Here is a 19,092-nt window from a genome sequence, read left to right on the forward strand (position 1 = left end):
TTGTATAGGAGCATTGAATGCCGCGTAAGAAAGAGGTCGTGAGTGGAACCTTTGTCAAATATGATGCAGTCGTTTTAGGTTCAGGCCCTGCTGGTGAAGGTGCGGCAATGAAACTTGCCAAATCAGGCAAGCGCGTTGCAGTAGTTGATATACGTGAACAACTTGGTGGTAACTGTACGCATGTAGGAACTATTCCAAGTAAAGCTTTACGTCAAACGGTTTCTAGCATTATCCGTTATCAACGTGATCCAATGTTCCAAAAAGTGGGTGATTGGAAACAATTCACCATGAAGCAAGTGCTTCGTAATGCGCATAAAGTGATCCAACAGCAAGTGGATACACACTCGCGTTTTTACGACCGTAACCGCATTGATATTTTCCACGGTCGTGCTTATATCCAAGATCAAAATACGGTGGTGATTTTCACGCCTGAAGGTGTGAAAGAAACGATTATTTTTAAACAGTTGGTGATTGCGACAGGTAGTCGTCCATATCGTCCTTCAATTTTAGATTTTAATCACCCACGTGTGTTTGATTCTGACAAAATCTTAGACCTAGATTTTTCAATTCAAAAAATCATTATTTATGGCGCTGGTGTCATTGGCTGTGAATATGCATCTATCTTTATTGGCTTAGATCACAAAGTTGATTTGATTAATACTCAGCATAAATTACTGAGCTATTTAGATGACGAAATTGCTGATGCATTGTCATATCACTTACGTGAACAAGGTGTATTGATTCGCCACAATGAGCAGATTGATCACTTAGAAACATTTGATGATCATGTGGTGTTGCATCTTGAAAGTGGCAAGAAAATTAAAGCTGATGCAATTCTATGGTGTAATGGTCGATCTGGTAATACAGATGGTCTTGGCTTGGAAAATGTTGGTATCAAACCAAACAGCCGTGGACAACTATCAGTGAACGAGCAGTATCAAACTGAAGTTGAAAACATTTATGCTGCGGGTGATGTGATTGGTTGGCCGTCTCTAGCTTCAGCTGCATATGACCAAGGTCGTTGTGCTGGCGCGATTATGAGCGGTGAACAAGGTATCCAACCCGTGGTTGATATCCCTACTGGTATTTATACCATTCCAGAGATTTCATCAATTGGTAAAACTGAGCAGGAATTAACTGAAGAAAAAATTCCTTATGAAGTTGGTCAGGCGTCTTTCCGTCACCTCGCTCGTGCGCAAATCACGGGTGATACAGTGGGTGAGTTAAAGATTTTATTCCATCGCGAAACCTTAGAAATTTTAGGTGTGCATTGCTTCGGTAATAATGCTTCTGAAATTATCCATATTGGTCAAGCCGTGATGAATAGCCCGAACAACACCATCAAGTATTTTGTTGAGACAACGTTTAACTACCCAACGATGGCTGAAGCTTATCGTGTAGCAACGTTAAACGGGATGAATCGTTTATTCTAAGGCGACTTGATGATAAAAACTCGCAAGTTCAGGCTTGCGAGTTTTTTTATTTTTGCATTTAAGTTTGATCTTTAAATCACAAAATACAATAAAGCTCCATAGCTAACAAAGCTCGCTACTAAAGAGATGATGACAGGGATTTTTGATCTCAGTAAAAGAATGACAATGCCGATAAAAATAAAATCATAAATCGAATGTAGATGTTTTTCAGCCATTTGAGCAATTAAACAGAGTAATAATCCGATGACCGCTGCATTAATAGCAGCGACGGCTGCTGCAATCTTTTTGTTTTTGACCCATTTTGACCAGTAAGGGAGCGTGCCGAAAATAAGCAGAAATGAGGGCAGGAAAATTATACTGGTTGCAATCGCAGCGTTAAGTAAAGGCGATGCGGTAAATCCTAAATATGTGCCAACGTATCCTGCAAAGCTAAATAAAGGGCCTGGAATAAGTTGAGCAAATGCATAGCCTAAGTCAAATTGTTCCGCAGTGATGTGTTGAGTAAGCACAAAATCTTCATACATGAGTGGCAGGATGATATGACCGCCCCCAAAAACCATTGAAGCAGTGTGATAAAAGCTTTCTAGATTGCTAAGCAAGCTTGATGAATAGATAAATTGCAGCGCAGGAAAAATAATAAATAAAGTGACAAACAGGATGAGCCAGAGATAATGATACTTTTGATATGCCTGAGTGGTTTTGATGTGCGGTGATGGCTGAGATTTTCCTTTTTTTGTAAATGCTAAGCCAATGAATCCAGCCACTAAAATTAAGAAAATTTGACTATAGCTCCACTGCGCAAAATAAATAAAAAAAGCAGAACTCAGCATCAGGACATACTGCCAAATTTCAGTACAGAAGCTTTTGAACATTTGTAAAAAAGCCCAAATGACGACGGCTATTACAATCAAATGGATGACGTGAAGGAGTTCAAGAGGTATATCGGAAAAAAAATATTGACCAAAAATAGCAAATGAAGTCATTAGAATGAAGGCAGGTAATGTAAATCCTAACCAAGCAATAAAGCCCCCCCAATATCCTTTGGAGAAATATCCTATCGATAACCCCACTTGACTACTGGTCGGACCTGGCAACAATTGCGCTAATGCGACCAATTGTCCATATTCATGAGAGCTTAACCATTTGAGTTGATCAACAAAAGTGCGATGAAATAACACCAAATGCGCTGCAGGACCGCCAAATGAAATACATCCTAATTTAAGAAAAATAAAAAATAGTGCTGATAAGCTAACTTTAGGAAAATTATCTGATTTCATTTAGTAATCGTACGATGTTTTTGAACTAAGTCTAATAGGCGATTATGACAAGTATTTGAAATGAATGAAGGAGTGATGAGGGGTAAGCCTTATCTTGAAAATGATAAGGCTTGTGGATGTTAAATTAAGCAAAATTTCCATTTCTGAAATCATCAAATGCTTGCACGATTTCTTCCTGAGTATTCATGACGAAAGGACCGTGGGCAACAATGGGTTCATTCAATGGTTCACCACTTAAGCAAAGAATTTTCGCCGTACGATGAGCAAATATTTCGACCTGTGTTGATTTTGGGTCAAGATAAAGCGTTTGCATGGCTGTATAGATCTGACCATCAATCTCAACTTCTCCATCAAGGATGAAAATCAGATGATTCCAGTTTGGCATAAGGTTTAATGGAAGGCATGCTCCATGATTAAGTCTAATGTCATAAACATTCATGTTGCTAAATGTTTGAGCTGGTCCTTGATAAACAGTTGAGCCGATTTGATATTGACCAGCAATAACACGAATCTTGGTTTGCTCATCGTGAGATAAAACTTCAGGAATATTTTGCTCAGTCAATTCCTGATATCTCGGCTCAGTCATCTTGGCATGCTCTGGTAGATTTACCCAAAGTTGAACCATATCCAAAACTCCACCAGTTTTTGCAAAAGCTTCCGAATGGTGTTCTTCATGCAGAATACCTTTACCTGCGGTCATCCATTGCACTTCGTTTGGACCAATTTTTCCATGATTGCCTTTTGAGTCACGATGCTCTAATTCGCCGTCATAGACAATCGTCACCGTTTCAAAACCACGGTGGGGGTGTAAACCAACACCGCGTTGGTGGTGACTTGGAGAAAATCGATATTGACCTGTATAACCCATTACCAAGAATGGGCTGGTATGATTTCCTATTTCATGCATGGGTAACATGGAGTTTGTTGGAAAACCATCACCCACCCATGTGCTTCGATCGCTGGTATAGACTTTCTGAACTTGTGTCATTTGTATTCCTCTATATATCGTTCTAATCATGATATTGAGGTATATTGATGAGATTACAGGGCGATTCTCTCAACAGATAATTCCAAAAATGAAACAATTATGCAAAATTTAAATGATTACTACTATTTTGTGCAAGTCGTTAAATATCAAGGTTTTACTAAGGCAAGTGAAGCTTTAGGTATTACAAAATCTAAGTTGTCTCGTCATATTTCAGATTTGGAAAACCGTTTACACGTAAGATTATTGCAACGAAATACACGAAAGTTTGCCGTAACCGCAGTTGGTCAAGAATTTTTTGAATATTGTATTAAGATTTTGGATCAAGTGGAGGCGGCAGAAAATTTTGTAGAGCAAAGTTTGTCGAGCGAGCCTTCAGGTTTAATTCGAATCTCGTGTCCAATTGGTTTGGTTGAGTTTCCGTTGGGTAATATGATTGCTAAATTCATGCAACATTACCCACGTGTTCAAGTTCATCTGGTCGCAACAAATCGTAAAATTGATCTCATAGAAGAGGGGATTGATTTGGCTGTGAGGGTGAGAAATTTACCACTTGAAGATAGCGACTTGATTGTACGAGAGCTTGATGCTTGGCAACATGTGTTAGTGGCAACGCCTGAATTAATTCAACAGATTCATGAGCCTATCCATTTGGATAACCTTGCACAACTTCCGAGTATAGGTTTTCATGTCCCGAAATCGATTTGGAGATTTCAATCTAAAGTTGACACAGTTAATCAGTTTCAAGAAATAGAATTCTTTCCAAGACTCAAAACTGATAATTTTGCCGCCATGAAATCTGCAGTGTTGAACAGTGTTGGAATAGCATCATTACCTAGAGTGTTTGTATATGAAGAGCTTAATCAAGGCACTCTTGTAGAATTAGTCCCTGAATGGGAGTTGCCACGTGGCGTTATTCATGTTGCCTATACATCACGACAAGGCATGATGCCTGCCGTGAGATGTTTATTAGATTATTTAATTGAGGAGTTTAAAAAACTGAGCTGTCAAAACCATGAAATTATATAAATTAATGTGCGCAAAAAGCTTGGTTAAAATATGTAAATAAATCAGGAGTGTTCATCCACAAAGCAATTGATAGACTAAGCAGAAGGATGACTCCGATGAATATGCTGATGTTGAGCAAATTGAAGCGATTAGTCATTGACGACATTCTCCTCATTAACAAATAAATGAATGAATACACCGAAGATACTGAGCGCAATACACATCATCCAAATAATATTGTAATTGCCTGTCATATCATGATTTAAGCCACCCAACCATCCTCCAAAAAATGAACCGACTTGGTGAGTAAAAAATACAATTCCACTTAGCATGGTGAGATATTTAACGCCAAACATATTGGCAACAATACCATTGGTAAGGGGAACGGTTGATAACCATAACAACCCCATAATGATGGCAAAACTATAAATCGTAAAGATCGAGAGTGGTAATGCGAGGAATAAAACGATAGCGATACCACGTAGTCCATATAACCACATGAGCAATTTAGGTTTGGAATATTTATCACCCAGCCAACCAGCTGTGTAAGTTCCAACAATATTAAATAGCCCAACCAAGGCTAAAAACATAGTACCAGTGGTGGTGCTAAAACCATGGTCAGTTAAATAACCCGGCAAATGAATGCCCAAAAACACGACCTGAAATCCACAAACTAAAAATCCTAATGCTAACCAGATAAAAGGTTTGTGGTTTTTAGCAACAATGAGTATTTGTTTAAAACTTAAAGAAGGTTTAGCAATCGCATCAACTGCTTGAGGCGCTTGATACATTGGAGCTTTTAGCATCCAAGCCAAGGGTACAATTAATGCAATTAAAATCGCTGTGATGAGTAGCGCCGATGACCAACCAAAATTTTGTAAGAGTAAAAGTGTGGTTGGCAACATAATAAATTGCCCAAAAGAGCCTGCTGCGCTAGCAATACCCATAGCCATACTACGTCGACTTGGGTGCGCTGCACGTCCGACAGCAGAGAGCAAAACAGAAAATGAAGTAGCTGATAAAGCCAAACCAATGATTAAACCTAGACTAAGATTGATGAGAAGCCCTGTTGAGCTAAATGCCATCATCACAAGTCCAATCGCATATAAAGCGCCGCCAACGGCAACGACTTTTTTACTCCCATATTTATCTGCTAGCGCTCCCGTAAAGGGTTGAACAGCACCCCATAATAAATTTTGAAAGGCAATTGCTAAACTGAAAACTTGATGATTCCAATTAAACTCATGACTCATTGGAACTAAATACAAGCCAAATCCATGTCTGACACCTAAGGAGAGTGCCAAAATAAAAGCACTCCCAATGAGCATAAAGATGAGGGGTTTTGAAAATTTGGTTTCTGACATGGTCAATCCGCTTAGCATTTTTTGTAATTTTAAAAGATCAGTAGCATCATGACGACAGAATAAAAATTTATCAATCAATAAAATTTAGTTATTAGAATGAATAAAGCGGCACTTGGCCGCTTTATGAAGACTGATGGAAATTAGAATCGATAACCAATACCGGCATATCCCAGAATCGGATTAATTTCGATATCTGATTTTGCATTGATTAATTCACCAAGTTTAGCATCGTTTACTGTAATTGTTGTTTCACCTTTAAGATGCGCATAGGAAATTGACCCGACTGCAAACCAACGATCGTTGAAATCATAAGTAAAACCGGCAGTAGCTACAGGGGCGAAAGCATCTTTAGCTTCGAGTTTAACTTTAGGATTCGCAGTACTTTCAATTCCATCAAGTGCTTTCCCAGCTTCACCTAATTTGATGTTCGCAATTTTATGACCTGCAGCGACTAGATCAGCTTCAAGGTTGGAGTTCATTTCCAATTCATTGAAGTATGCATACATCAAACCAAGCCCTACATAAGGTCTAAATTTATTTACGCCTGTTTTACCAAAATGGTATTGGAATTCGAATGCTGGCGTCCATGCACGAGCTTCTGCTACTTTACCATGACCTGATAAATCAGTAATAAAGATGTCATCTTTTAAAGGTAAATCGTTTAGGATTGCTCCAATCCCTGTCGGGGTGGCGATGCCTGAAAGTGGAGCATAAATTTGTCCTTTCCCCTGAATATCGACTTTAGGTGGAATTCCAGCTTTCACTTCAAATGAAATATTGTCGGTGAAAAAATAGTTGGTCATGATTCCAAGTGTTGTGACATCATCTGCTTCCAGGCCAGTTCCTTGAGCTTGCCAATTATCAAGACCATTAATTGTGGCTTCACCAGAAGTATTGGCTCTCAGATAGGTTTTTTCATCTTTCTCGTAACTAATCAAATTTGCTGCATCTAAGGCTACAGCAGCTTTCAAGAGGCTTTTCTTAGCCTCTGCATCACTGGCACTGTCATCAATTGCATTCAGTACCGAGTCAACTTGCACATCCCCAACCTTCGTTTTTTCACCCTTAGCTACAGCAGTGTTAATATTAATCGGTTGAGCTTTACCCTGAGGCATTACATGTAATGCACCCACTGAAACCGAAAAACGTTTAAAGCCATCGCCATCTTTTAAACTAAAATAAGGTGAATCTGCATAACTGAAGACTGGAAAACTTAACGCGCTGATAGATGCAACTAAGTAAGCTAGTTTTTTTTTCATTATGGAACTCCATGTCCAAAACTGTAAATAAAGAGTGATTATTTTTGTATTTTTATTATCAAATTTATTTTTAGACACATTGTAGTAATAATTTGCCAATTATGTTTGGTTTTTGTTTGATTACAAAAAAAAGAGGCAATTGCCTCTTTTCTTACTCTATGCGTTAGAAACGCATGCCAACCCCAGCATAGCCCAATATCGGGTTAATCTCGATATCAGCTTTTGAGTTGATTAACTCTTGTCCAGTATTTTCATTGACGACTGTGATCTTCGTTTCATTCTGCAAGTGAGCGTAACTAATAGATGCTACTGCATACCATGTATCATTAAAGTCGTAGGTGAATCCAACTGTAGCTATAGGTGCAAAAACATCAGTTGCTTCTAAATTAACTTTCATTTTTCCATTGGTATCTTTCTTATCGAGTGCTGCACCAGCATTTTGATTAATAATATTTTGGATCATATGCCCAGCGGCGACTAAATCTTTTTCAATACCTGGATCCATTTTTAGCTCATTAAAATAAGCGTACATTAATCCAACGCCAATGTAAGGGCGGAATTTATTAATCCCGGTCTCACCAAAACGATATTGTAATTCAAAAGCAGGGGTCCATGCTCTAGCTTCAGCAGCTTTTGAAGATTGTTCTAGATTAGTAATATGAATATTATTTTTGAGGTCTAAGTTCCCCGCAATTCCACCTAACGGTGCTGCAGTAGCTGAGAAGGGGGCTTTAATATTTCCAATACCTTTGATATCCACTTTAGGTGGAATTCCACCTTTTATTTCCACAGACAAATTATCTGTAAAGTGATAACTACTCATGATGCCAACTGTTGTAACTTTATCAGCCTCCAAGCCAGTATTCGGATTATCCCATTCAGCTAATCCATTAATATAGGATTTTCCACTAATAGCCCCTGAGACATTGCCTTGAAAAGCAGAAATTAATTTAACAATACCTTCTACTAAATAATTTGGTTTACGATCTGGGTCAAGGTTATCGATTACCGTTGAAGCATTAATATCCCCAACTTTTGATTCATAATTGTCATTTATGACTGTTTTGACATTAAAAGGTTGGGCCTTACCTTGCGGCATTACATGTAATGCACCCACTGAAATTGAAAAACGCTTAAACCCCTCATCAGAAAGGCTGAAATATCCTGACTCCGCATAACTCAGAGTAGATAAGAATGAACTTGCGAATAATGTAGGAACTAAAAACTTCTTCATTGTTTGAAGGACTCCATGTCCAATTTTTAGTTCATTTTATATTCATTAAATCATCTAAATGCAAAGCAGTTTGTTCACTTGAAATCAAATTTATTATCCTAATTTACAATTGTTAAATTATTGAAAAATATGATATAAGTTAGATTTTAAAATGTATACTAATTGTCTTATTTTTCCTTTGTTAGTGATGGATTGGGCATATTGGGGTGTGGCTTCAATATGCCTCAAGTGTTTTAGAAGCGATAGCCTACACCAGCATAACCAATAATCGGGTTTACTTCTAAATCAACTTCCGATGAAAATAATGTTCCAAGTTTATCATCGTTGACTTCAATCGTGGTTTTACCTGTTAGGTGTGCATAACTAATAGAGGCTACTGCAAACCAGTTTTGATTGAAGTCGTAAGTAAATCCAAGCGTGGCTATTGGCGCAAAACTCAATTCGGACTCAAGTTTAACCTTGGGATTTGCTGTACTTTTTTTACCTTTAATTAATGCATCGCCACCACGTCCATTTTTCATATTGGCAATCATGTGACCTGAATCAATTAAGTCTTTTTCAAGGCTTGGATTCAATTCTAATTCATTGAAGTATGCGACCATAAGTCCAAGCCCAACATAGGGTCTAAATTTATTGATCCCAGTCTGTCCAAAATGGTACTGCAATTCCCACATTGGAGTCCATGCACGTGCTGTCGCAATAGAATTTCCATGACTTTCAAGATCTGTAATTGGCAGATCATTCTTAAGATAGATTGTTGGTAAAGGTATACCTAAAAGTGTTGAATTTGCTTCGGCTGTAAATGGTGCTGTAATCTTACCTTTACCTTGAATATCTACTTTTGGGGGGAACCCAGCTTTACTCTCGAATGAGATCTTATCGTTGAAATGGTAATTGATCATGATGCCAAGTGTTGTAACATCATCTGCAGTCATTCCAGAACCATCCATACTCCAACTTTCAATGCCGCTTACAGTTGAAGTTCCACTTTGACTGGCTGGATAAGTATCACTAAAAGCATCAACGATCTTCAAAAGCGCTTGCATACTTTGATTTTCTTTTTCTTTATCAGGATCTAAGTTCTCAAAAACTGTAGAAAGCGTAATATCACCATTTTTTGCAACTTCACCATTTTTTACTGCTGTACGAATTTTAGGTGCCTTGGCTTTACCTTGAGGCATAACATGTAATGGTCCGACTGAAATTGAATATCGTTTAAACCCTTCAGTTTCATCCAGATTAAAAAATGATGATTCTGCATAAATAGTTGTAGATGCAAAAACAATAGGTACGACCATGCACCAGAATGCTTTTTTCGTCATTTTGGACTCCCTGTCCGATTTTGTTGCTAGTTGTTGTTTTACATTCTTTAAGTGTTATATAAACATAAAATGAATCAGTTTGAAAAGCGTTTTTACTCATTTTTTGTGATAAAAAATTTTTAAAAATCATGAATTTAAATTTTAAAAATCCAACATTTGTTAGGTTTGTTTGTTAATTTATTTCTTATTGAGTGACTTAGCAAAATAAAAAGTCAGATCAATTTAAATTGGTCTGACTTTTTTAACTTTATTAATTAACTAAAATTATTGAAATCGGGATAAATCCTCTTCAGGGCGAGCAGTTAATACCTCGACACCTGTTTTAGTGACTAAAACAGTATGTTCATATTGCGCAGATAATTTATGATCTTTCGTTACAACTGTCCATTTATCACCAAGAAGTTTAGTTTGCCATACACCAGCATTGACCATTGGTTCAATTGTAAATGTCATACCTTCTTCTAAAACCATGCCTGAATTTGGTTGACCGTAATGAAGCACTTGAGGTTCATCATGGAAAACAGTGCCAATACCATGACCACAATATTCACGAACGACACTGAAACGCTCTGACTCAACATATTTTTGAATCGCATGACCAATATCACCGATCGTCGAACCAGGTTTTACCGTAGCAATACCACGATACATTGCTTCTTGTGCAACTTTGCATAAGCGATCTGCAAGAATAGAAGTCTCGCCACCCACGATGTACATCATGTTGGTATCACCATGAAATCCATCTTTAATCACTGTGACATCAATATTCAAGATGTCACCTTTCTTTAAGATTTTGTTTTCAGAGGGAATACCGTGGCAAACCACATGGTTTACTGATGTGCAAATCGTATGCTGGAATGCAGGACGGCCAGGCGCAGCACCATAGCCTAGGCAAGCAGGAATGGCATCTTGTTTATTCACAATATAATCATGACAAATCGTATCCAATTCTAGTGTACTCACACCAGGCTTGATATGCGGTTTGATCATATCCAAAACTTCTGCCGCTAGTCGTCCCGCCACACGCATCTTTTCGATATCTTCAGCAGATTTAATTAAACGACGTGGTGCTTCATAAGTACTGTTCATGATCTTTAAAAACTTTTGGAAATTTGTGTGTGACTATGGTATAAATAGCCGCCCAATTTATCAAATGCTTTTCGTGAATAGATTCACTTAATCGGATGATATGTTGGTTAATAAAATCCGCACATATGTCGACACATTACTCTGGGTGCCCGTAAGGGTGGAGAATGCGGACATATGGAGGCCTAACCCAAACTTTTAAGGTAAAGAAAATGGCAGATTACAACGTAAGCATGCGCGACCTTCTTCAAGCTGGTGCGCACTTCGGTCACCAAACTCGCTTCTGGAATCCAAAAATGCGTCAATACATTTTTGGTGCGCGTAACAAAATTCACATCATCAACCTTGAGCACACTGTTCCTGCGTTAAATGATGCATTGAACTTTGTTAACAACCTAGCAAGCAAAAAGAACAAAGTATTGTTCGTTGGTACTAAACGTGCTGCTTCTAACATCATCCGTGAACAAGCTCAACGTGCTGGTCAACCATATGTAGATCACCGTTGGTTAGGTGGTATGTTGACGAACTGGAAAACTCTTCGTCAATCAATCAACCGTCTTAAAGATCTTCAAACTCAGTCTACTGACGGTACTTTCGCTAAGCTTACTAAACGTGAAGCTTTAGAGCGTACTCGTGAAATGGAAAAACTTGAACGTGCTCTTGGCGGTGTTAAGAACATGGGTGGTTTACCTGACGCATTGTTCATCATCGACGTTGACCACGAAGCGATTGCAATCAAAGAAGCTAAGAACCTTGGTATTCCAGTAATCGGTATCGTTGATACTAACTCTAACCCAGATAACGTTGATTTCGTTATTCCTGGTAACGATGATGCGATCCGCGCTGTAACTCTTTACGCTACTGCGATGGCTGATGCGATTATTGCTGGTAAAGAATACGCTCAAACTCAAGCTAATGCGCAAGCTAAAGGCGAAGAAGCTGCTAAAGAAGCTCCTGAGGCTTAATGCGATTTGATGCGGATTTGTCATTTTTGCGACACGTAATCGTGGCATCTTAAGCATCAATCAAGCAAAACGGCCCAGATGATTAATTTGGGCCGTTTTTGTTAACAGATACATATCTCGACCGAATTTAGGAGAATAACATGACTGCTATTACTGCAAGCATGGTTAAAGAGTTGCGTGATCGTACTGGTCTAGCAATGATGGAATGTAAAAAAGCGTTGACAGAAGCTGGTGGCGATATCGAGTTAGCGATCGACAACCTTCGTAAATCTGGTCAAGCAAAAGCTGCTAAAAAAGCAGGTAACATTGCTGCTGATGGCGCGATTACAATTGCTCAAGAAGGCAATAAAGCAATTCTTTTAGAAGTAAACTGTCAGACTGACTTCGTTGCTAAAGACGAAAACTTTGCTGGTTTCTCTGCGAAAGTTGCTGCTGCTGCGCTTGCTGCGAATGTAACTGATGCTGCTCAAATTGCTGAATTGAAACTTGAAGATGGTGCAACTGTAGAAGAAGCTCGTATTGCGCTTGTTCAAAAAATCGGTGAAAACATTCAAGTTCGTCGTGCTCAAATCGTTGAAGGTGAAAACCTTGCAGTTTACAAACACGGTTTAAAAATCGGTGTTGTAGTTTCATTTGCTGGTGATGCTGCTACTGGTAAAGGTATCGCAATGCACGTTGCTGCGTTCAACCCAGTTGCTGTAAATGCTGAAGGTGTTTCTGCTGAGTTAATCGCTAAAGAGAAAGAAATTGCTGAAGCAAAAGCAATTGAATCTGGTAAACCAGCGAATATCGTTGAAAAAATGGTAACTGGTTCAGTTGAAAAATACTTAAATGAAGTTGTTCTTGAGCGTCAAATGTACGTTATCGACAACGACAAGAAAGTTGCTGATGTTCTTAAGTCTACAGGTACAACTGTTGCTCAATTCGTACGTTTCGAAGTGGGTGAAGGTATTGAGAAAAAAGCTGAACTTTCTTTCGCTGAAGAAGTTGCTGCTGCTCAAGCTGCTGCAAAATAATTGAATCAATTATTTTGAAAAAGAAAAAGCCCTTTAAGGGCTTTTTCTTTTTTTTGATGAGTCTAAATGATATAAACTTTAGGATGAAATAAAAATATAACTTAGAGATCAATATGTCTCAGAAATCAAAAATGAGTATTGTTGCGTTAATTGCAGTGTTGGTCGCAGCATATTTCGGTGTCGATTTAAAACAGGATTTAAAACAGAGTAATGAGCACGCACTAAATCCTACAGATGCAAGTACTCAATATAATGATGCTAACCAACGAGAACTATCCTCTGCGGATAATGATGATGCCGCAAAAATAGCGACACTTTTTCAAAAAAAGATGAGTGATGTGCAAGTTAGGGCTTCTGGAGAAGTTGTTGCAATATTAAATGATGATAATGAAGGATCTAGACATCAGAAATTTATTTTAAAACTTAATCATGGTCAGACAGTTTTGGTAGCTCATAATATAGACTTGGCACCACGTGTTGAGAATATTCAAAAAGGGGATATCGTCGAGTTCTATGGTGAATATGAATATACCGACAAGGGTGGTGTAATTCATTGGACTCACCATGATCCTAAAAAACTGCATATTGATGGTTGGTTAAAGCATCAGGGTCGAAGTTATCAATAATTTTTATAAAAATAAATATATGAGATGAGCAATTTCATTCTAGATTTAAAATGCAGGCGTGATAGTTTTTATGCAATTTTATAGGCGTAATATCCAGAAAAAAAGATGCAAGAGTCTGCTAATTATCTTCATTTCAAAGAATTGGGCGGATTGGAATTATTAAAAGCTCAATTTCAACGTAAGCAATTTTCAAAACATGCTCATGAGGGCTATTGTATTGGTGTCATTGAAGATGGGGCACAAAGTTTTTACCGCTCTGGAAAGCTTCATATCGCACCTAAAGGCGATATTATTCTGGTGAATGCTGATGAAATACATACTGGTTCATCCGCTGTGGAAACTGGTTGGAAATATCGAGCAATTTACCCAACACCTGAAATGATATTAGATCTGAGTCGAGATTTTTTTACAACCAAGAATGCAGTCCCATGGTTCTCGGATGCAGTGATTCATGATTTGGGTTTGGCGAGGCAACTAGTATTTTTATTCGATTTATTTGAGCAGGGCGAGGATACTTTGCTTAAAGAAAGCCTCTATTTGACGACATTGGCCAGATTGATCTATTGCTATGGGCGGGCGAAATTGAGTCCAATCAACATACCAGAAATGAGAAAAAAAGTTGAACTAATAAAAGAACTTATGAGTAGTTTTCCTGAACATGACTATTCTCTACACGAGTTGTCTGCATATGTAGATACAAGCCCATGGCATTTATTACGTGAATTTAAAAAACATACGGGATTGCCTCCACATAGTTGGCTTGTTCAAAGAAGAATTCAAAAAGCTAAACAATTGCTTAAGCAGGGGGTGCGAATAACTGAGGTTGCACAACTCACTGGATTTTCTGATCAGAGTCATTTAAATCGACATTTTAAAAGTGCAATAGATGTAACGCCTAGACAATATCTTTTGAACTATTAATTTTCCTTAAATTTGCGCCGCAATATTATTCAAGATCAATCATTACTCATCAGATGATAATAATCGATAAGTGAATCAGATTAAGATGTATTGATGAAAAAGATGAGTGATACAAAAAAGAATTTTATACATGGTGTGCTGGGTATTATGCCGTTGGCAATTGCAGTCATGCCATGGGGGTATTGGCTGGCTCTTTGGCGATACAGACTGGATTGAATGCGATACAAGCTTTTGCAATGTCATTGTTTATGTTTGCTGGTGCTGCACAATTAGTGAGCTTAGGATTGGTTTCGGGGCAGGCTTCGCTGATGACAATCTATCTGACGATTTTTTTTCTGACGAGTCAGCATTTAATTTACGCGCTTAATTTTCGAAATGATGTTAGTAAATTTCCACTATTTAAACGTATTGTATTTGGCTTTCTGCTGACGGATGAATTATTTGCGGTTGGTGTAAAAAATAAATCACAACGCTCATTCGCATATTTATTTGGAGCAGGACTTTGTTTTTATATTTTTTGGCTGATATTTAGTTTATTTGGGATTGTGCTTGCTCACTTCATTCCTAATTTATCAAATTTGCATCTTGATTTCTCAGTCGTTGCACTGCTTATATTAATTATAGTGCCAATGATAAAAAATCTTACAATACTTGTTGGTGTTGTGATTACCATAATTTTTTATTTAATTTTAGAAGCTTACCAAGTAAATGCAGCGTTAATTATTTCTGGTCTATGTGGAATGTTTGCCAGTGTGATAGTTGAAAAATGGCAAACAACAAAAGGGGATTAAAAATGAGCTGGATGCTTTTGCTGGGGTTGTCGATCATGATCTTTATTAATCGATATTTATTCTTGGAGCCAAGGGTAAATGTGCCACTTCCTAAAATTTTGAAACAGATGTTGAAATATTCTGCGCCATGTTTGTTGACTGCAATATGTGTACCGATTGTATTTTATGAAGCAGCAGAATTAAGGGTTATGTCGAGTAATCACTATTTATGGGCAGCAATATTTTGTGTACTGCTTGCGCTAATAAGTCAAAAAGTTATCAGTAATTTAGTTTTTACTTTACTGTTTTTCTATCTCATAAATTACTTAATTAGAGCATGAACATCGGGCTAAATTAAATTCTAATTTAACCCATGCTGTATTTGCTAATTTAAGCGCTGATTTGGCGTGATTTCCAATTGGGTAGTATCTTATCTAGGTAGGCATCCATACACCATAGAGGGCCAATCAGAAGGAATTGGAGGTCTTTAAAGAAAGATGGCTTTTTCCCTTCAATTTTGTGCCCGTAAAATTGACCTATCCAAGCCAAAACGAATAGAGCAATATAGAATCCTTTCCCGAATGGAAGAAAAATAATAAGCCAAGACATGACCAATAATAACGCTGCCATTGCAACCGCGAGTACAAGATCTAATCTTGCATAAAAGATGAGTGTTAACACCAGTAAAAGGGTAGTCAGTAATGCGCTGAAATGAGCGAGTATGCCAATGATCGAGAATAGAATCGTGGGTACGCAAATCCAGTGTAATGTTTTATTGGTTGGGTTTTGATGGCTATCACTATATTCATCTAACCATTCTGTAATTGTCTTCATCCTATTTCCTTCACTGATTATTTGAATTTTATTTATTCTATAAACTACATTATGACATAAGATGATAAATCAAGATTCTTTTTTGTATATTGGTCACATCAAAAAAAATTAAAAATAATAAAGCCACTCAATGAGTGGCTTGCCGTTAAATGCTTCGCTGAATCATGAGAACCTAAGAGTTTGGACCATCCACACGTTCGATGCTTACACGCGCAGTACCAGCATTGGTAATACCAAGAGATTTCGCAGCACCGTAAGATAAATCTACAACACGATTACCATGAAATGGGCCGCGATCATTTACTTTAACAACGACGCTTTTACCATTAGATTTATTCGTTACACGAATATAGCAATTAAGCGGTAAGCTACGATGCGCTGCAGTAAGTGCATTCATATCAAACGTCTCGCCACTTGCAGTTTTACGACCATGAAATTGACGACCGTACCAAGAAGCAACACCTGTTTGGCTAAAACGACGAACAGTGTTTGAAGCAACATTATTAAGTTTGTCAATCACTGAAGGCTCTTCAACAGGTACTTGAATTTTCGCTGCGATTGTTTCACGACGAATTTTATCACCTGAACTTTCAGTAATTGCTAAACTGTTTAAATTCGAGAAGTGTGAATTGAAACTTGTAGAGTCTTTGCTAATCACGCGTGAAGCAAGACTTGATTGGTCAACATCATTATTTAGATAAGAGGATTGAACCAACTCGGCATGAGTTTGAGTCAAAGCCAAACTAATACCTAATATTGATAACATTTTCAGCGAAGCATGCATCGTTTAACTCCTTGGAACCCTAAGTTAATTATCTAAGTTGCTGATAATTAACTTAAATGGTCTGTAAATTTACTTGTGCAACTGCATTTAACGGTAGTGGATGATATTCATCCTGATACAAAAGTGTCTAGCTTTATTTTCACTTTAGTTACAAAAACGACAAATTATCACAAAATATGGTTAAAAATTAATCAATAGTGTAACAAAATATGTAAAATGTGCAAATAGTGAACTTAATCACAAAAATATTTATTGACTTTTGTGAAAACAAGTAGATTTATATTTATCTACTCGCGATTTCAGTCCCTAAAAGCCACAGTGCAGTTGCATACATTCGACTACGGTTATAGGTCGTAATGACTTGAAAATTAGGATATGTAAGGTAATAAGCTGGTCCATAATTTTCTTGTAGTTGAATCACATTGACCATGTCTAAGTCATCTATTTTAACAATAGGATTGAGTGGGCTAATGCCTTGAACTTTTAATGCACCATATGGAGTAGGTTGTGTTAAGTCTTTGGCTATGATGGCATCCGCATTATTTCCTTGGTAGCGTGCGGCAAAAGCAATCGGTTGATCTCGTTGCCAACCATGTTGAGCAAGATAATTTGCAATAGAACCAATTGCATCTACAGCAGAGTTTCTGAGATCGATATGACCATTACCGTCATAATCCACACCAAATTTCGGAATATTGCTTGGCATAAATTGAGGATAGCCCACAGCACCAGCATAAGAGCCAACGACTGAATTAGCTGGAATACCGTCCTTATAAGACCATGCAATCAAAGCGCTTAATTCGTCTTGAAAGTATTGTGCACGTCGTTCATATCCAAACCCTAAAGTGGCTAGGGCATCACGTGTGATGAATGAGCCTTTATTTGCCCCAAAACCTGTCTCTACGCCGAGAATACCGAGAATGATGGACTGGGGAACACCGAACTGCTGTTCTGCTCGATTTAAAGTGTCTGCATATTGATTTTTAAAACGCACACCACGTTGAATTGTACTTTCTGCTAAAAAATTCTTTTTATATTCGTACCAAGGCTTGCTTTCTCCTGGGCGATTCATAATGTTGATAATATTTGGTAGGTTTTTTGATCCATTCATGGCCCAGTCAACTTGCTCAGCACTCAAACCATAGGTCTGCATCGTTTTTAGTTTAAAATTTTGATATTGAGGATGTTGAGCGAAGTCATTGGCTTGAACAAAACTTGTGATCATAAACGCACTGAGTGCTAAACCAATACGTTGTAATTTAACATTAAAATTTTCAAATAACATAACAGCAGAAGATCCAATTATTATCGGTGGTAGACGCAAAGGTATAAGTGTTGATAAGGATTAAAAGTTCAACATCATTTGATTAATCGCAATGTTTATTAAGATAACATTAGGTCGTGATGGATTCACAAAAACCTACATAAAAAGTGTAAAAATGGATGAATTATGTCTTTTATTTATTCAATATTGTTGAACCATCTTTAAAACATAAAAAAACCTAGCTTTAGCTAGGTTTTTGATTAATCTGATTTATTCCTGAATAAATAGCGTGTCATGATATTCAGCTGCAGCTAACAATTCTTCTTTAGTGAAGTTAGGAATGAGCTTATCGATCGCAATATGAACAGCTTTGATAACCGCTGAAGAAGCGATATCAGACGCCTTACGTTTAATCATACCCAAATCTAGGGTCTTATTAAAATCATTCATAAAGTGACGAACTGCAGCTTCACCGAATTGTTTGTATTGTTCAGACAGAACTGCACGATTGACATCATTCCCTGCACGTACTTCTGCAAAGCTATTTTTTAAGTTTGTCACTAAATCAGCGGGTAATGGAGCACCGACACGATAATTACCCTCTGGATCTTTGAATAAACTCTTTTCAGAGAATTCAATCGATTGTCTCACGACGTCATTTGGTGCTTTACCCAATAACTGTTTAAGTAGTACCGATACTGTTGATTTAATATAACCAGCAAGTTTTTCAGCTGTTTCTCGTTTGTCACTTGCAGGGAAACGACGTACAAGTTCAACTAAAATTGCATCGATAATTTCATCATTAATAGCGAGTGCAGTTTGATCACGCAAAGGGTAAAGTGGTTCGTTTGAATTTTTTTTCTCAATTCCAGTTTGAATATTCTTTAACAAAGATTCAGATGGAATAAAACCAAAATATGACATCGTATAACCTCAACTATTCT

General features: G+C 37.6%; 18 protein-coding genes and 1 pseudogene. 8 read left to right on the forward strand and 11 right to left on the reverse strand.

Annotated features, from left to right (window positions below; all coding sequences use genetic code 11):
* Positions 1-17 precede the first annotated feature (17 nt).
* Positions 18-1,433, forward strand: a complete 1,416-nt coding sequence (gene sthA, locus AC1M83_RS00695; RefSeq protein ID WP_481589741.1) for a Si-specific NAD(P)(+) transhydrogenase — start codon at positions 18-20, stop codon at positions 1,431-1,433.
* A gap of 71 nt (positions 1,434-1,504) precedes the next feature.
* On the opposite strand, the gene chrA is transcribed toward sthA, so the two are convergent.
* Entirely contained in the window at positions 1,505-2,710 is a 1,206-nt protein-coding gene (gene chrA / locus AC1M83_RS00700) for a chromate efflux transporter (RefSeq protein ID WP_481589742.1), read from the reverse strand.
* Between the two features lie 124 nt (positions 2,711-2,834).
* Entirely contained in the window at positions 2,835-3,698 is an 864-nt protein-coding gene (locus AC1M83_RS00705) for a pirin family protein (RefSeq protein WP_481589743.1), read from the reverse strand.
* 99 nt (positions 3,699-3,797) lie between these two features.
* Here AC1M83_RS00705 and AC1M83_RS00710 point away from each other — a divergent pair, with 99 nt between their 5' ends.
* The gene (locus tag AC1M83_RS00710) at positions 3,798-4,724 is read left to right on the forward strand and encodes a LysR substrate-binding domain-containing protein (protein WP_481588482.1); all 927 of its coding nucleotides are present in this window, start codon (positions 3,798-3,800) and stop codon (positions 4,722-4,724) included.
* Positions 4,725-4,852: 128 nt separating this feature from the next.
* On the opposite strand, the gene AC1M83_RS00715 is transcribed toward AC1M83_RS00710, so the two are convergent.
* The 5 genes from AC1M83_RS00715 to map all read right to left on the reverse strand — a co-directional run bounded on the left by AC1M83_RS00715 (position 4,853) and on the right by map (position 10,971).
* Positions 4,853-6,067 carry an MFS transporter gene (locus tag AC1M83_RS00715; protein WP_481589744.1) on the reverse strand — a complete coding sequence of 405 codons (1,215 nt, stop codon included), beginning with the start codon at positions 6,065-6,067 and terminating at the stop codon, positions 4,853-4,855.
* 140 nt (positions 6,068-6,207) lie between these two features.
* A complete protein-coding gene (locus AC1M83_RS00720; RefSeq protein ID WP_481589745.1) occupies positions 6,208-7,326 on the reverse strand; it encodes an OmpW/AlkL family protein in 1,119 nt (372 codons plus the stop codon).
* A 163-nt stretch (positions 7,327-7,489) separates the two neighbouring features.
* Positions 7,490-8,560 (reverse strand): OmpW/AlkL family protein, encoded by a 1,071-nt coding sequence (locus AC1M83_RS00725; protein WP_092766025.1) that lies wholly within the window; start codon positions 8,558-8,560, stop codon positions 7,490-7,492.
* A 233-nt stretch (positions 8,561-8,793) separates the two neighbouring features.
* On the reverse strand, positions 8,794-9,882 hold the full coding sequence (locus AC1M83_RS00730) for an OmpW/AlkL family protein (protein WP_081403241.1): 1,089 nt from the start codon (positions 9,880-9,882) through the stop codon (positions 8,794-8,796).
* A gap of 264 nt (positions 9,883-10,146) precedes the next feature.
* Positions 10,147-10,971: a type I methionyl aminopeptidase gene (map, locus tag AC1M83_RS00735; RefSeq protein ID WP_035265682.1), complete on the reverse strand. Its 825-nt coding sequence runs from the start codon at positions 10,969-10,971 to the stop codon at positions 10,147-10,149.
* Between the two features lie 209 nt (positions 10,972-11,180).
* On the opposite strand from map, the gene rpsB reads away from it, so the two are divergent.
* The 6 genes and pseudogenes from rpsB to AC1M83_RS00765 all read left to right on the forward strand — a co-directional run bounded on the left by rpsB (position 11,181) and on the right by AC1M83_RS00765 (position 15,607).
* Entirely contained in the window at positions 11,181-11,933 is a 753-nt protein-coding gene (gene rpsB / locus AC1M83_RS00740) for a 30S ribosomal protein S2 (RefSeq protein ID WP_035265684.1), read from the forward strand.
* 140 nt (positions 11,934-12,073) lie between these two features.
* Positions 12,074-12,949, forward strand: coding sequence for a translation elongation factor Ts (gene tsf / locus AC1M83_RS00745; protein WP_035265686.1), 876 nt, complete (start codon positions 12,074-12,076; stop codon positions 12,947-12,949).
* Positions 12,950-13,062: 113 nt separating this feature from the next.
* A complete protein-coding gene (locus tag AC1M83_RS00750) occupies positions 13,063-13,575 on the forward strand; it encodes a DUF3465 domain-containing protein (RefSeq protein WP_481589746.1) in 513 nt (170 codons plus the stop codon).
* A 105-nt stretch (positions 13,576-13,680) separates the two neighbouring features.
* The gene (locus AC1M83_RS00755) at positions 13,681-14,496 is read left to right on the forward strand and encodes an AraC family transcriptional regulator (protein WP_481589747.1); all 816 of its coding nucleotides are present in this window, start codon (positions 13,681-13,683) and stop codon (positions 14,494-14,496) included.
* 93 nt (positions 14,497-14,589) lie between these two features.
* Positions 14,590-15,287: pseudogene (locus AC1M83_RS00760) on the forward strand (AzlC family ABC transporter permease).
* 2 nt (positions 15,288-15,289) lie between these two features.
* Complete coding sequence (locus tag AC1M83_RS00765) at positions 15,290-15,607, forward strand: AzlD domain-containing protein (RefSeq protein WP_481588476.1); 318 nt, start codon at positions 15,290-15,292, stop codon at positions 15,605-15,607.
* A 49-nt stretch (positions 15,608-15,656) separates the two neighbouring features.
* On the opposite strand, the gene AC1M83_RS00770 is transcribed toward AC1M83_RS00765, so the two are convergent.
* The 4 genes from AC1M83_RS00770 to AC1M83_RS00785 form a co-directional block, all read right to left on the reverse strand.
* Positions 15,657-16,100, reverse strand: coding sequence for an Mpo1 family 2-hydroxy fatty acid dioxygenase (locus AC1M83_RS00770; protein ID WP_481588475.1), 444 nt, complete (start codon positions 16,098-16,100; stop codon positions 15,657-15,659).
* Positions 16,101-16,272: 172 nt separating this feature from the next.
* Complete coding sequence (locus tag AC1M83_RS00775) at positions 16,273-16,884, reverse strand: septal ring lytic transglycosylase RlpA family protein (RefSeq protein ID WP_218947276.1); 612 nt, start codon at positions 16,882-16,884, stop codon at positions 16,273-16,275.
* Between the two features lie 283 nt (positions 16,885-17,167).
* Positions 17,168-18,109, reverse strand: coding sequence for a lytic murein transglycosylase B (gene mltB, locus AC1M83_RS00780; protein ID WP_416224309.1), 942 nt, complete (start codon positions 18,107-18,109; stop codon positions 17,168-17,170).
* A 309-nt stretch (positions 18,110-18,418) separates the two neighbouring features.
* Positions 18,419-19,072: a hypothetical protein gene (locus tag AC1M83_RS00785; RefSeq protein WP_035265692.1), complete on the reverse strand. Its 654-nt coding sequence runs from the start codon at positions 19,070-19,072 to the stop codon at positions 18,419-18,421.
* Positions 19,073-19,092: the final 20 nt, after the last annotated feature.

The sequence above is a fragment of the Acinetobacter sp. 25-47-130 genome, from assembly GCF_056779705.1.